The organism is Hydrogenophaga sp. (assembly GCF_026125785.1).
Lineage (GTDB): Bacteria > Pseudomonadota > Gammaproteobacteria > Burkholderiales > Burkholderiaceae_C > Hydrogenophaga.
The window spans coordinates 36,623-49,321 of record NZ_JAHCKL010000016.1 but is presented as its reverse complement, the minus strand read 5'-3'; the positions used below and the strand labels follow the sequence as shown (position 1 = coordinate 49,321).

12 protein-coding genes are annotated in these 12,699 nt (G+C 66.8%); 1 reads left to right on the top strand and 11 read right to left on the bottom strand.

Annotated features, from left to right (window positions below; all coding sequences use genetic code 11):
* Window positions 1-23 precede the first annotated feature (23 nt).
* From KIT53_RS14610 to KIT53_RS14570, 9 genes are all read right to left on the bottom strand, one after another.
* Window positions 24-476: a nuclear transport factor 2 family protein gene (locus tag KIT53_RS14610; RefSeq protein ID WP_297753751.1), complete on the bottom strand. Its 453-nt coding sequence runs from the start codon at window positions 474-476 to the stop codon at window positions 24-26.
* Window positions 477-482: 6 nt separating this feature from the next.
* Window positions 483-1,250, bottom strand: coding sequence for an SDR family NAD(P)-dependent oxidoreductase (locus KIT53_RS14605; protein WP_297753831.1), 768 nt, complete (start codon window positions 1,248-1,250; stop codon window positions 483-485).
* A gap of 71 nt (window positions 1,251-1,321) precedes the next feature.
* On the bottom strand, window positions 1,322-1,876 hold the full coding sequence (locus KIT53_RS14600; protein ID WP_297753748.1) for a DUF3833 domain-containing protein: 555 nt from the start codon (window positions 1,874-1,876) through the stop codon (window positions 1,322-1,324).
* 2 nt (window positions 1,877-1,878) lie between these two features.
* The gene (locus KIT53_RS14595; RefSeq protein WP_297753745.1) at window positions 1,879-3,222 is read right to left on the bottom strand and encodes an MFS transporter; all 1,344 of its coding nucleotides are present in this window, start codon (window positions 3,220-3,222) and stop codon (window positions 1,879-1,881) included.
* Window positions 3,219-3,785 (bottom strand): chalcone isomerase family protein, encoded by a 567-nt coding sequence (locus KIT53_RS14590; RefSeq protein WP_297753744.1) that lies wholly within the window; start codon window positions 3,783-3,785, stop codon window positions 3,219-3,221. Before KIT53_RS14590 ends, KIT53_RS14595 begins: the two co-directional genes overlap by 4 nt.
* The gene (locus KIT53_RS14585) at window positions 3,782-5,014 is read right to left on the bottom strand and encodes a cyclopropane-fatty-acyl-phospholipid synthase family protein (protein WP_297753742.1); all 1,233 of its coding nucleotides are present in this window, start codon (window positions 5,012-5,014) and stop codon (window positions 3,782-3,784) included. Before KIT53_RS14585 ends, KIT53_RS14590 begins: the two co-directional genes overlap by 4 nt.
* Window positions 5,011-5,832 carry a DUF1365 domain-containing protein gene (locus KIT53_RS14580; protein ID WP_297753740.1) on the bottom strand — a complete coding sequence of 274 codons (822 nt, stop codon included), beginning with the start codon at window positions 5,830-5,832 and terminating at the stop codon, window positions 5,011-5,013. The genes KIT53_RS14585 and KIT53_RS14580 overlap by 4 nt, the downstream gene beginning before the upstream one ends.
* On the bottom strand, window positions 5,829-7,181 hold the full coding sequence (locus KIT53_RS14575) for an FAD-dependent oxidoreductase (protein WP_297753828.1): 1,353 nt from the start codon (window positions 7,179-7,181) through the stop codon (window positions 5,829-5,831). Before KIT53_RS14575 ends, KIT53_RS14580 begins: the two co-directional genes overlap by 4 nt.
* Window positions 7,182-7,557: 376 nt before the next feature.
* On the bottom strand, window positions 7,558-8,157 hold the full coding sequence (locus KIT53_RS14570; RefSeq protein WP_297753738.1) for a glutathione peroxidase: 600 nt from the start codon (window positions 8,155-8,157) through the stop codon (window positions 7,558-7,560).
* A gap of 200 nt (window positions 8,158-8,357) precedes the next feature.
* On the opposite strand from KIT53_RS14570, the gene KIT53_RS14565 reads away from it, so the two are divergent.
* On the top strand, window positions 8,358-9,212 hold the full coding sequence (locus KIT53_RS14565; RefSeq protein WP_297753735.1) for a ferritin-like domain-containing protein: 855 nt from the start codon (window positions 8,358-8,360) through the stop codon (window positions 9,210-9,212).
* Here KIT53_RS14565 and KIT53_RS14560 read toward each other — a convergent pair.
* Entirely contained in the window at window positions 9,187-9,798 is a 612-nt protein-coding gene (locus tag KIT53_RS14560) for a rhomboid family intramembrane serine protease (RefSeq protein ID WP_297753732.1), read from the bottom strand. The two genes, KIT53_RS14565 and KIT53_RS14560, sit on opposite strands and share 26 nt — an antisense overlap.
* On the bottom strand, window positions 9,795-12,635 hold the full coding sequence (glnE, locus tag KIT53_RS14555) for a bifunctional [glutamate--ammonia ligase]-adenylyl-L-tyrosine phosphorylase/[glutamate--ammonia-ligase] adenylyltransferase (RefSeq protein ID WP_297753729.1): 2,841 nt from the start codon (window positions 12,633-12,635) through the stop codon (window positions 9,795-9,797). Before glnE ends, KIT53_RS14560 begins: the two co-directional genes overlap by 4 nt.
* Between the last annotated feature and the right edge of the window lie 64 nt (window positions 12,636-12,699).

Below are 12,699 nucleotides of genomic sequence, written 5' to 3'. Positions count from 1 at the left end.
GCCACCTCCGGTTTCGTGGACTGTCAGGTGGCGGCTCTTCTTCTGAGCCAGCGCATCAGCACGCGCAGCATGGGCAGCTTCTCGTACAGTTCTTCGGCGGCATCCCAGTAGTCCCGGTGGTCGGTGATGCGGCCGTCGGCCGCGAGCCGCAGGTGCGATCCGCCGCGCACCACCTGCTCGGTCGAGGTGTCGAATCTCTTGAAGCGGAAGCGGAACTCCCACGCCAGAAAGCACTGAGGGCCATCGACCAGGCGGGACGTCACCACGAAGTGCGGTGTGTGCAGGCTGCGAAACATGTGCTCGAAAATGCGAGCGATCGCGGGCCGCCCCTGCACCTCGTTGAACGGGTCCTTGAAGCGCGCGTCGGCGGTGTAGAACTCGTCCAAACGGGCCAGCGACGAAGGAGAGAGCGACTCGAACCACGCACACAGCCGGTCGATGGCGGGGCGATGGTCGACGGCGTGCGGGTTGGACATGTGCGTTTATAGCCCGGTGAAGCGGTGCACCAGCGGAAAGTAGGCGCGGTAGGGCAGCAGGCGCAGCAGCTTCATCCAGCGGGTGAAGCGGCGTGGAAAGTGGATGTCGAAAGCCCCGCGCGCCCAGCCATCGAGCATGGCCTGCGCGGCCTGTTCGGGGGCGATCAGCGCAGGCATCTCGAAGCGGTTCTGCGCGGTCAGTGGCGTTTGCACGAAACCCGGATGCACCACGCTCACACCCAGCCCGAGAGGGCGCAGGTCCATGTAGAGGTTCTCGGCGAGGTGGGTGAGCGCGGCTTTCGTGGGGCCATAGGCCAGGCCCTTGGGCAGGCCACGAAAACCGGCCACGCTGCTGATCAGGCTCAGGTGGCCGTGACCCTGGGCTATCAAGGCGGGCAGCACCGCGTGCATCAGGTGCAGCGCGCCGCTGTAGTTGATGTCCAGATGGCGCCGCAGGTCGGCCAGATCCAGCGACTGAGCACGCATCTCGCGGTAGTGGCCCGCACAGTACAGCACCAGGTCCAGCGGGCCTTGCGCCAGGATGGCATTGGCCACCTGCTGTACGGCCGACGCATCCGTCACATCCAGTGGCCAGACCTGTCCCTGCCCGTTCATGCGGGAGGCGACCGCCTGCAAGGCTTGCGTGTTCCGTGCGGAGAGTTGCACCTGCGCGCCACGCGCGTGCAGGGCCAGCGCGGTCGCTTCGCCAATGCCACTGGAGGCGCCGATGAGCCAGACGCGACGACCTTGCCAGCGCGTGATGCGTGGATTCATGGGGCCGAACAGCGAACTCTGGTTCGCATGCGCGCGCGGTGGCTCGGCGACAAAGGCGCGGGGGGTCTGGTTCATGGAGGGGTTCTTTTCACGAAGGACAGGGTGACCTCGCCCAGCCGGACGCCGAACTTGCTCATCTGCGCGCGGTTGAGCATCACGCGGTCGTCCATGAGGAACATCCAGTCGTCGAACTGCACGTCATAGCTCGTGCCCTCCACGGGCAGGCGCAGCGTATAGGTCCAGCGGAACGCATTGCCCCGCTGCTCACCCAGGGCCTGGCCCACCACATCGTCTGCCGTGCCTGAGAAGCGGCCCTCGCCCAGGTGCTTCATGCGCCAGATCCGCTTTTGCGTGCTGCCGTCGCTGTAGGTGAAGTCCTCGTCGAGCACGCCGTCATCGCCATTCCACTGGCAGCGCATCACCACGGTGAAACGCCTGGCCACCCGGCCTGCGCGATCGGTGAACACGCCATAGGCGTCGAGTGTGCCGCTGAAGTAGCGGCGCAGGTCCAGTTCAGGCTTCTCGCCCGCGTAGTCCGCCACGGTGGGGCTTGCGCACCCCGCCGTGAGGGCCGCGGTGCCAGCGAGGCCGGCGGCCAGCAGAATGTGTCGTCTTTGCAGTGCCATCTTCACCTCGTTGGAACTTGAGCGGCCGCCGTCGCGCGCACGAGCCGCTCGGGCCGTATTACCAGCAGATACAGGGTCACGCCGGCGGCCAGCTTGAGCAGGCAGGGCAACAGGCAGTAGGCGAGCGTGAGGGTGTTGAGCGCGGTGGCGTCCCTGGCGCCCGGTGCATAGCCCAGCCAGGCCAATAGAGGCAGTGCCAGCCCGGCGGCGAGCGCCAGGTTCATCTTGGTGGCGAAGTTCCACCAGCCGAAGTAAGCCCCTTCGCGCCGGCCGCGTTCGCCCAGCTGACCGATCAGGCCCGCAAGCATGGCGCCGGGCAGCGCGAGATCGGTGCCCAGTGCCACGCCGGAGACCGCGCAGACCAGCAGGAAGGGCAGGACGTCGCCGGTGCCCAGGCCCGCCGTCCAGGCGAAAGCCGCCACCGCCATCGCCATACCCGCCAGCCAGGTGCGGGCCAGACCCCAGCGTTCCACCAGGCGTACCCACAGAGGCAATGACAGTGCGGCGCAGAGAAAGTAGGTGCCCAGAAAGGCGGGCTCCAACGAAGCCGGTGCCTGCAGCCGGTCTTGCGCGAAGAACAACACCAGCGTCGCCGGAATGGCGCTGGCGATGCCGTTGAGCACGAACACCGCGAGCAGACGTTGGAAAGCCGGCTGGCGCAAAGGAGAGGGGCCCGCGCAAGAGCGGGCCGTGGCCCGGGGTGGCACCGGCGATCCGCTCCAGCTCCACCAGCCCAGCGCCAGCAGCACCGCGAAGCACGCGACCATCGCGCCCATGCCCAGTGTCCCAGGCAACACGGCCGCCAGCAGCACGCCGGCCAGCGCGAAGCCCTCGCGCCAGGCCACGACACGGCTGCGTTGGGTTTCGCTGCCACCCAGTCGCGCACCCCAGGCCTGGTGGGACACGGCGATCACGCTGTAGGCGGTGTAGGCCAGGGACAGCACCGCACCAGCCCATGCCAGCAACCCGCCCTGCCCGCGTTCGAGGATCTCGGGGGGTGGAAAGAACAGGCCCCAGAGACTGAGCGCCAGCACCACCGAGGCGCTTCCCGTCGCCACCATCAAGGCGGTGACGGAACGGGCGATCAGGCGGTCGCTCCAGCGTCCTATCCAGGGGTCGAGCAACGCATCGATCAGGCGCGCGCCGAGCAGCGCCGCACCCAGCAGGGCCAGTGGCGCGCCGAACTCGCGGGCATAGTGGTTGGGCAGCACCACGTACAGCGGCAACGCCACGAAAGCCAGCGGCATGCCCAGCAGGCCATAGCGCAGCCCATCACGCCATGCGCCCGGCCCACCGAAGCCGGCGATGGGCTCTGCGCTGGGAGCGGCACCGGCGCTCGTTTTCATGGGACGGACCGCAGCGAGGCGGTGAGTTCGCGGCGCATGCCGGGTTGCGAGGTGTCCGGTGACAGCCAGATCGAGAAAAAGCGGCGCGAGAAAGCTTCGTCCGCAATCTCCCCCAGGCGCTGGCCGTTGAGGAAGAAGCGCGCGCCGCGGCCGGGTTCGTGAACGCCGGTGATGCGATCGCCCCGGCGCACGTCGGGAAACAGGCGTGCCATGGCCTGCAGCCAGCGTTCGGCCTGTTCCGCTGCCAGCGGGGCCATGCCTCGCATCTCGTCGATCGAACGTTCGGCGATATCGCTGCCCTTGAAGCTGCGCAGGTAGCTCAGCGCCAGCCCGAAGCGCTGTGTGTCGTAGCGTGCGAGGTCAAAGCCCGGCGCTGCGTAGAGGTAAGCGTCGTAGACCTCGAAACCCCAGACGCGCAGCCGTGTCTGCCCTGCCAGGGGCAGGCCCTGAAGTACAGCCTCCAGGTCACCGGCCTCGGACGCCCAGGCCGGTACGCCGGCGGCCAGCACCAAGGCGAGCACGGTACGCCGGGACGGGCGTTGGGGCTGGCGGGCAGGCATCATGCGGGCTTGCGCAAGGTGTACTGCACCACGTCGATGCTGCGTTGCTCGAACGCCGCCTCGCAGTAGGCCAGGTAGAACTCCCAGATGCGCAGGAACCGCTGGTCGAAGCCCAGTTGCAGCACCTGCGCCCTTTCTTGCAGGAAGCGCTCTCGCCAGGCCGCGAGTGTGCGCGCGTAGTCCTGGCCGAAGGCGAACTCATCAACCAGCTCCAGGCCGGCGCGCTGCGCGTGCGCCCGGAACTCGCGTGGGCAAGGCAGGCAGCCACCGGGGAAGATGTACTGCTGGATGAAATCGGTGCCTTGTATGTAGCGGTCGAAATGCGCATCGTCGATCACGATGCTCTGGATGCATGCGCGTCCGCCAGGTTTGAGCAACCGGGCCACGGTCTGGAAATAGGTAGGCCAATAGGCACGCCCCACGGCCTCGATCATTTCGATCGAGCAGATCGCGTCGAACGGCGCATCTTCGATGTCCCGGTAGTCCTGCAGGCGCAGGTCCGCGCGGTGGTCCCGGTCCAGCGCGCGCAGGCGTGCCTGCGCGTATTCGAGCTGCTCGGTGGACAAGGTCACGCCAACCACGCTGGCACCGAATTCGGTGGTGGCCTTCTCGGCCAGGGCGCCCCAGCCGCAGCCGATTTCCAGCACCCGGTGGTCCGCCTGCACGCCGGCCATGCGCAAGGCGCGGCGCACCTTGGCGTGCTGGGCCGAGACCAGGGACTGCTGCGGCGCCTCGAACCAGGCGGCGGAGTAGTTCATCGTCTCGTCCAGCCACAGCGCATAGAACGGATTGCCCAGGTCATAGTGGGCGTGGATGTTGCGGCGGCTGTTGGTGCGGGAATTGTGGTTGAGCAGGTGCCGCAGCCGGTAGACCAGCCGACCGAGCCAGGAGCCGTACACCACGTCTTCCATTTCGCGCCGGTTGGCCACGAGCAGCGACAGCAGGGCACTCAGGTTGGGCGTGCTCCAGTCACCCTGGATGTAGCCCTCGGCAAAGCCGATGTCGCCCGACTTCAGCGCCGCGCCGAACACGCGCCAGTTGTGCAGGTGAAGGCTGGCGTGTGGCCCTTCACTCTGGCCGAAGCGCTGCACGGAGCCATCCGGCAACTGCAGGGTCAGACTGCCGCGGCTCAGGCGTTGCAGCAGACGCAGTGTGGTGCGTGCCGCGGCCGGGGCATGGCGCGGCAGTGCGAGGGCAGCGGCGCTGCCGGGCGTGGCGGTGGAGCTGTTCATGGTTGGCGGGAAGGGGTGGTGTTCAAGGGGGAGACCTGGGGCGTGCCGGTGGTGACGAAGCGACTGGGTGCGGGTGGTTGATGGAAGAAAGGGGTGCGCCGCCACCACAGGCGCAGCGCCTGCCAGTGGATGCGCGCGACCACGCCCAGCGTCATGGCCGGATGCGACCACAGCGCCTGGCGCCGCGTCTGCGCATCCAGTGCACGCAACTCGCCGCTCACGCTGGTGTGAAGCAGGGGGTGCGCCGAGTTGTCGTCGTCGAAGTAGTCCACCCGGGCCACCGTGCGCCCACCCGATCCGTCACTGTCTCCGGTGCGCAGGAACACGAAGCGGTAGCGGCCGCGCACCGGACAGAACGGGGAGACGTGGAAGACCTTGTCGGCCTCGCAAGGCACGCCGTAGCGAGGGGCATCCAACAGATAGCAGTGGCGCTCGCCGAAGGTGTTGTTGACCTCCGCCAGCACGGCGCGCAGCGAGCCGTCGGTGCGGTGGCAGAACCAGAAGCTCACGGGCTTGAACGCGTAGCCCAAGACGCGAGGGTAGGTGTGCAGCCAGATTTCGCCCTGAGCATCGTCGATGCCGTGCGTCTGCAGCAGTGCCTCCAGCCAGGCCAGACAGTCCGATCGCCCATCACCGTGGTCGGTGTCGTGGAAGCTCAGCGCGCCGCGCCGGTTGCGCACCAGCGCCCCATCGCCATGGGCTCGCAGACTGCGCAGGGGCAACATCAGAAAGTACGTCGGATAGACAAAGGCATTGCGGCGCGGCCGGTGGCGCGTGTGGCGCACCTGCCCGAACCCGATCTGCGCTTGCGCTGTCACGCAAACACTCCAGGCAGGGCCCCGCGGCGCACATCGCCTGCTTGGGGCAGCGGCACCAGACCATGCCGATCGATGATGGCGCGTGCGGCGTGCAGGCCCGCCTTGAGCCCGTCTTCATGGAAGCCGTAGCCTGCCCAGGCCCCCGCAAACCAGGTGTGGCGCTGGCCCTGCATGGCATTCACCCGGGCCTGAGCGCGGATCGCCGCGAGATCAAACACCGGGTGCTCGCAATCGTAGGTGGCCACCACCTTATCGGCAGAGATCTCGCGCTGCGGATTCAGCGACACCAGCACGGGTTGGGACACGGGCAGCGGTTGCAGCCGGTTGATGAGGTAGTGCAGACAGACGCGCGCATTGCTGGAGCCTCCCTCGTAGTTCCAGGCCGCCCAGGCGCGCGGGTTGGCCGGCAGCACGCTCGCATCGGTGTGCAGCACAGCCCGGTTGCGCTGGTAGCGGATGGCGCCCAGCACCTCGCGTTCGTTCTGGCTGGCATCGCTGCCCAGAACGGTCAGCGCTTGGTCGCTGTGGCAAGCCAGTACCACCGCATCGAAGCGCTCGACCAGGCCTTCGGTCACGATGCGCACGCCCTGCTCGTCTCGCAGCACCTGCCGCACCGGCGTGGACAGCCTGCGGTCGGCTATGCCCTGGACGATCTTCTGCACATAGCGGCGCGAGCCGCCTGCCACCGTGAACCACTGTGGCCGGTTGGTGATCTGGATCAGCCCGTGGTTGTGGCAGAAGCGCACCATGGTCGCCACGGGGAAAGCCAGCATCTGGTCGGTCGGGCAACTCCAGATGCAACCCAGCATGGGCAGGAAATACCAGTCGCGAAACGCCTCGCTGAAGCCGTGCGCGCGCAGAAAGTCACCCAGCGGCTGCATCAGTGGGCTGTGCTCGCCGAGGTCTTCACCGCGCTGCGCCAACTGGGTGGTCAGGCGGTTGAAGCGCACGATGTCGGCCAGCATGCGCAGGAAACGCGGGTTGGCCAGATTGCGTCGCTGCGCGAACACGGAGGAGAGATCACTGCCGCTCCATTCCAATGCGCTGCCATCCCGTGCCGCGCCCGGCACCTGCACCGAAAAGGACATGTCCGACGGTGCCAGCGGCACGTCCAGTGCCGCCAGCAGACCTTGCAGATTGGGGTAGGTGCGCTCATTGAGCACCAGAAAACCCATGTCCACCGGGAACTGCACCGCACGGCCATGTGCGTCGGACAGGCTCATGTCGACCGTGTGTGCGTGTCCGCCGAAATGGTCGCCGGCCTCATACAGGGTCAGGTCGGCCAGGCCTTGCAGCGTGTGGGCCGCCGCCAGGCCGGCTATGCCAGAGCCGACGATGGCGACCCGGATGGGACGTTGGGGGGATGGGGCCGTGGCCGGCCGGCGCAGGTCCGAGTACATGCTGCGGACCTCAGCGGCTGGCCATCCGGCATGAGGCCGGCGGTGTACAAAAGACTGCGAAGCGCCCCGAAACGAACCAGGGAGGGAGGGAGGAGGAGGAGAAGCGCCTCGGGATTTCAGTCAGGCCACAAGAGCCTGAAAGGCTTCGCAGTACAAAACGGAGTCGATCAGCCGGGCTTGCGACCCGACTGCTTTCTGAGAGCGTCGCCGGTTGTGAAAAGTTCCGGCGCAGGAGGTCTGGCGTCGGCTTTCCGGAGCTTGACAGTGCGCAGCTTGGCATTTTGGGTGCAAAAACATACTTGTTGGTATTAATGTGACTATACAGTCACTTTTTAGCCGAGAGAAGTTTTTCAATATCCTTTATGAAGTTGGGGTTTTGAGGATCCACGCCGCTGGCGTAGCTTTTGACCGTCTGGCCATCGCGAGCGATCAGGTACTTGTGGAAATTCCAGCGAGGCCGCTCACCGGTGCTCTGTGCGAGTTGGAGGAACAGGGGATTGGTGTGGCGCCCGGTGACGCTGGTCTTGCTGAACATCGGGAATTTCACGCCGAAGGTGTTCTCGCAGAATTCGGCGATGGCCTGGTTGCTGCCCGGCTCCTGACTGCCGAAGTCGTTGGACGGGAAGCCCAGCACCACCAGACCCTGGGCCTTGTAGCGTGCATGCAGCGCTTCCAGACCCTCGTACTGTTTGGTGAAGCCGCAGAAACTCGCGGTGTTCACCACCAGCACTACCTGGCCACTGTACTGACAGAGGGACTGGGGTTTTTCGTCCTGCAACCGGTCGAAGCGGTGCTGGAGCAAGGCTGGACAGGCACTGGACTCCGCAGCCTGGGCTGACGCGCCGATGGCGGTAGCCGCACAGACGAGCAGGATGGCGGCGGTCCCGCGACGCAGGGTTTCTCGCAGGTGTGGAAAGGGCATCATGGCAGGGCTCCTTGAAAGAGGGTGGACTCATTTGACACGGACTACGCGGCGGGCAGCGGTTTGGATGCAGGCCAGCCCCAGCCGTTCGACCACCGGAGCGCGGACCCTGAATCCGCTACCCCATTCCCCCGCGCAACACGATGATTTTCAAGAAGATTTTTGAGGGCCGCTTAAAATGCGGGCAGTTTTGAAAGACCCGCATGCTTTACCCTGAACTCTTCAAGCAACTCGAATCTGTCCGCTGGGACATGGACAAGGACATTCCCTGGGACCGGTTTGACGCCTCCGCGCTGTCCGATGAGCAGGCCCAGACCATCAAGATGAACGCCATCACCGAATGGGCGGCGCTGCCCGCTACGGAGATGTTCCTGCGCGACAACCGCGACGACTCGGATTTCTCCGCCTTCATGTCGATCTGGTTCTTTGAAGAGCAGAAGCATTCGTTGGTGCTGATGGAGTACCTCCGGCGTTTTCGACCCGACCTGGTGCCCAGCGAGCAGGAACTGCACGACATCCGTTTCGAGTTCGACCCGGCGCCGCCGCTGGAGACGCTGATGCTGCACTTCTGCGGCGAGATCCGCCTCAACCACTGGTACCGCCGCGCCAGCGAATGGCACACCGAGCCGGTGATCAAGCAGATCTACAGCACACTCAGCCAGGACGAGGCGCGTCACGGGGGCGCCTACCTTCGCTACATGAAGCGCGCGATTGGCAAGTTCGGCAACGAGGCCAAGGCGGCCTTTGCCAAGGTGGGCGTGCTGATGGCCAGTGCGCGCCGCACCGCGCAGGCCTTGCATCCCACCAACCTGCACGTGAACAAGAACCTGTTTCCCAAGGACACCATCCAGAGCCGTCTGCCCAACCCGGAGTGGCTGGAGCATTGGCTGGACAAGCAGATCAATTTCGATGCGGTGTGGGAAACCCGTGTCGTGGAGCGCATCCTGCACAACATGAGCCTGCTCATGGACCAGAGCTTCAAGACCGTGCAGGAACTCAACCGCTTCCGCAAGGCGATCACGCCAGCCGCGGTCACGCCCGCACCGGCGGCCGGCTGAAGCCTTCGCCGGGCCGCCAGGCCAGGGCCGTGCCCAGCAGCAGTCCCCATGCCACGCCGCTGAGGTGGGCGGCCTGCACCACCGACATGTCGTTCGCCGGGTCCCACACCACGGGGTAGGACCAGGGCTGCTCCAGGGCGGTTTTCACCAGTACCCCCAGCGCCAGCAGGCCTCCCCAGCGCCTGGCTTTGCGGATGGGGATGCGCTTGAGCAGCAATTGCACGGCCAGCACCATGGCGCCCGCGTGCAGCAGGCCGGAGAGCCCGACGGCATAGCCGATCTGTGGCCACGCCAGCAGCGTGAACTGGGTCAGCGGCCAGGCCAGCAGCCAGGCGATGGCACAGCGCATGGGCGGTCGGATTACCCACGCGAAGGCGGTCAGCGCGCCCAGGGCAAGCTGGTTGCCAATCAAATGGGGGGTGTTCAGGTGCACCCAGGCACTGGTCCACAGTGTCCAGAGATGGTCGCGCCAGTGGTCGGCGCGCCAGGTCAAGGCTTCGACCGCGTCTGGGCGGGCCCACCACAGCAGCATGCTGGCCACGCCGTGCACGCAGCACACGAGCAGCCAGGCGCGGGAGGATTTCATGCGCCGGGTTTGACGGATGGGCTCGCTTCGGCGCGGCCCAGGACATGCTGCCAGAGCGCGCGCACCGCGGCAGCGGATTCGGCCACCACCTCCGGATCGACCTGGGTGGGCGTCTCGTCCAGGCGGGCGCGGTGCTGGATCTGGCGCAGCTCGCGGTAGGCACGCGCGGCGGCCTCTCCCATGCCGGGCGTCAGCAGGCCGGCCTGCTCCGCACGCCGCAGCAGGTTGATGTTGCCGGTGTTGGCCCGCAGTTCCGGGTGATCCCGGGAATGCAGCAGCACGAGGTATTGCACGGCGAACTCCACATCCACCATGCCGCCGGGGCTGTGCTTGACGTCGAAGCGCTCGCCCCGCACCGGGTGTGCAGCGCGCACCTTGGCGCGCATGGCGGTGATCTCGGCGGCCAGCAACGCGGCATCGCGTTCGGCGGTGATGACGGCTTCGCGCACTGCGTCGAAGCGGCCGGCCAGCCCCGCGTTGCCGAGCACGAAGCGTGCGCGCGTCATCGCCTGGTGCTCCCAGGTCCATGCGGTGTTGCTGCCGCGCTGTTGCTGGTAGTTGGCGTAGGCGTTGAAACTCGTGACCAGCAGGCCGGAGTTGCCGTTGGGGCGCAAGGCGGTATCGATCTCGAACAGATCGCCTTCGCCGGTCTTGACGGTCAGCCAGTTGATCATCTTGCGCACGAAGGCGGCGTAGATCTCCGCTGCGTTCTCGTGCTCGTCTTCGTAGACGAAGACGATGTCCAGGTCGCTGCCGTAGCCCAGCTCTTTGCCGCCCAGCTTGCCGTAACCAATGATGGCAAAGCTGGGTTCGTCGCGGTGGCGGTTCTTCAGGCGGGACCAGCACCAGCGGGCAGTGACACGGAGCACCGAGTCCGCCAGGGCCGACAGGTCGTCGGCCACCTGTTCCACGGTCAACACCTTCTCGAGGTCGCGCGCAAGCGTGCGGAAGACCTCGGCGTGGTGGGCGCGGCGCATGAGGTTGAGCAGGGCTTCCTCATCGTCTTCGCCCGTGGCGCGCAGGGAGGCGCGTCGCGTCTGCAGCTCCGACTCAAACTGCTCGGCATCGAAGCGCTCGTTCAGCAGCTGCTGGCTGGCCAGCTCGTCGATCACGCCTGGGTGCTTGAGCAGGTAGCGCGCCGGCCATTTGGCCGCTCCCAGCAGGCGCAGCAGGCGTTCGTGCACCGAAGGGCGCTCCTGCAACAGCGCCAGATAGCTCTCGCGGCGCAGCAGAGGCTCGATCCAGTCGGCCATGCGAAGGGCCGCTTCCTCGCTCACGCGGCCTTCGTCGAGCCAGGCGCCGGTGCGCTGCACCAGCCGCACCAGGCGTGCGCGGGTGTCTTCGCGCAGGGCCAGGACGCGCGGATGCTCGCACCACTGCTGCACCTTGGCCGCGAAAGTGGGGGGCAACTGGGCGAGCACGCTCTGCAGGTCGTCCACCGCGCTGCGCGCAGCGGCGCCCTTGCGTGTGTTGCAGCCCTTGCCATGGCAGCCGACGTTGGTCGGACCACCGAGCAGGATGTCGAACTCCTGCGCCACCAGTTCGCGGTGGGCATCGAGGGCATGGAGGAAGGCGCAGACGTCGGGGTAGTCCAGCGAGGCGGCGAGCCAGGCCAGGTCGTCGTCGCGCGTGGGCATCACATGGGTCTGCTGGTCGTCCAGGTACTGGATGCGGTGCTCGACCCGGCGCAGGAATTCGTACGCCTGCGCGAGCGCGGTGGCCGTGGCCTGAGGCATCAGGCCTGCTTTGCACAGACGCTGCAGCGCGTCCAGCGTGGGCCGTGTGCGCAGTTCGGGGAACTGGCCGCCGCGCACCACCTGCAGCAACTGCACCGTGAATTCGATTTCGCGGATGCCGCCGCGTGAGAGCTTGACGTCGTTCGCCCGCCCCGGGTTGCCGGCGGCGCGCTTGGCGGCATGTTCCCGGATCTGGCGGTGCAGGCTGCGCAGGGCATCGAACACGCCGTAGTCGAGATAGCGGCGGAACACGAAGGGCAGCACCGTGCCGCGCAATGCGTTGGCGCTGCCGTCGCGCACACTGGCGCTGGGTGCGATGACGCGGCTCTTGAGCCAGGCGAAACGCTCCCATTCGCGGCCTTGCACGAGGAAGTACTCCTCCAGCGCGCCGAGCGAGACCGCGCTGGGACCCGAGTTGCCATTGGGCCGCAGCGCCAGATCGACACGGAACACGTTGCCGTGTTCGGTGGTCTCGCCAATGGTGCTGTAGATGTGCCGCACCGCCTTGTCGAAGTACTCGTGGTTGCTGATGCGGTTGCGGCCCTCGGCGTTGCCAGCGGTCTCGCCGTCCTGGTCGTAGATGTAGATGAGGTCGATGTCGCTGGACACATTGAGCTCACGCGCGCCCAGCTTGCCCATGCCGATGACCCAGAGCTGGGCGCGGCGCTCGCGGCCGTCGCTGCCCACGCGGCGCGGTTCGCCATAGCGCTCATCCAGCTCGGCGAAGGCCCGCGCGCAGGCCTCGTCGAGCGCCAGCTCGGCCAGTTCGGTGACCGCCCGGGTCACCACGGCCAGCGGTGCACCTTGTTCGCAGTCCAGCACCACCAGGCGCTCGAGCACGAGTTGTCGCAGCACGCGCAGCGCGGCAGGCACGGGCAGGCCGCGCTCGCGCAGGCGGTCCAGACAGGCCTGCATGCTGGCGCGCACCGGTGCGCCTTCAGGCAGGCAGTCGAGCGCGTCCGCATAGCGGCGACGAATGCGCTGGACGAAGCGGGAGTGGTCGGCCTGGCGGTCAGCAGGCGTCAGCGGCGGGCAGGCATTCACATTTGATGACAAACCGGAAACTTCCGCTTCGGAACCCGTGAAATGGCTGGCCGTCATAATTTGCGGTGGACATGAATCAAAGCCCGGCTCCCATCACTGCCGTCACGCGAAACGCCCGGAC

Excerpts from the sequence above, each read along its gene's own strand:
- KIT53_RS14610 (WP_297753751.1), bottom strand. The coding sequence starts at position 476 with ATGTCCAACCCGCACGCCGTCGACCATCGCCCCGCCATCGACCGGCTG.
- KIT53_RS14605 (WP_297753831.1), bottom strand. The coding sequence starts at position 1,250 with ATGAATCCACGCATCACGCGCTGGCAAGGTCGTCGCGTCTGGCTCATC.
- KIT53_RS14600 (WP_297753748.1), bottom strand. The coding sequence starts at position 1,876 with ATGGCACTGCAAAGACGACACATTCTGCTGGCCGCCGGCCTCGCTGGC.
- KIT53_RS14595 (WP_297753745.1), bottom strand. The coding sequence starts at position 3,222 with ATGAAAACGAGCGCCGGTGCCGCTCCCAGCGCAGAGCCCATCGCCGGC.
- KIT53_RS14590 (WP_297753744.1), bottom strand. The coding sequence starts at position 3,785 with ATGATGCCTGCCCGCCAGCCCCAACGCCCGTCCCGGCGTACCGTGCTC.
- KIT53_RS14585 (WP_297753742.1), bottom strand. The coding sequence starts at position 5,014 with ATGAACAGCTCCACCGCCACGCCCGGCAGCGCCGCTGCCCTCGCACTG.
- KIT53_RS14570 (WP_297753738.1), bottom strand. The coding sequence starts at position 8,157 with ATGATGCCCTTTCCACACCTGCGAGAAACCCTGCGTCGCGGGACCGCC.
- KIT53_RS14565 (WP_297753735.1), top strand. The coding sequence starts at position 8,358 with ATGCTTTACCCTGAACTCTTCAAGCAACTCGAATCTGTCCGCTGGGAC.
- KIT53_RS14560 (WP_297753732.1), bottom strand. The coding sequence starts at position 9,798 with ATGAAATCCTCCCGCGCCTGGCTGCTCGTGTGCTGCGTGCACGGCGTG.
- glnE (WP_297753729.1), bottom strand. The coding sequence starts at position 12,635 with ATGACGGCCAGCCATTTCACGGGTTCCGAAGCGGAAGTTTCCGGTTTG.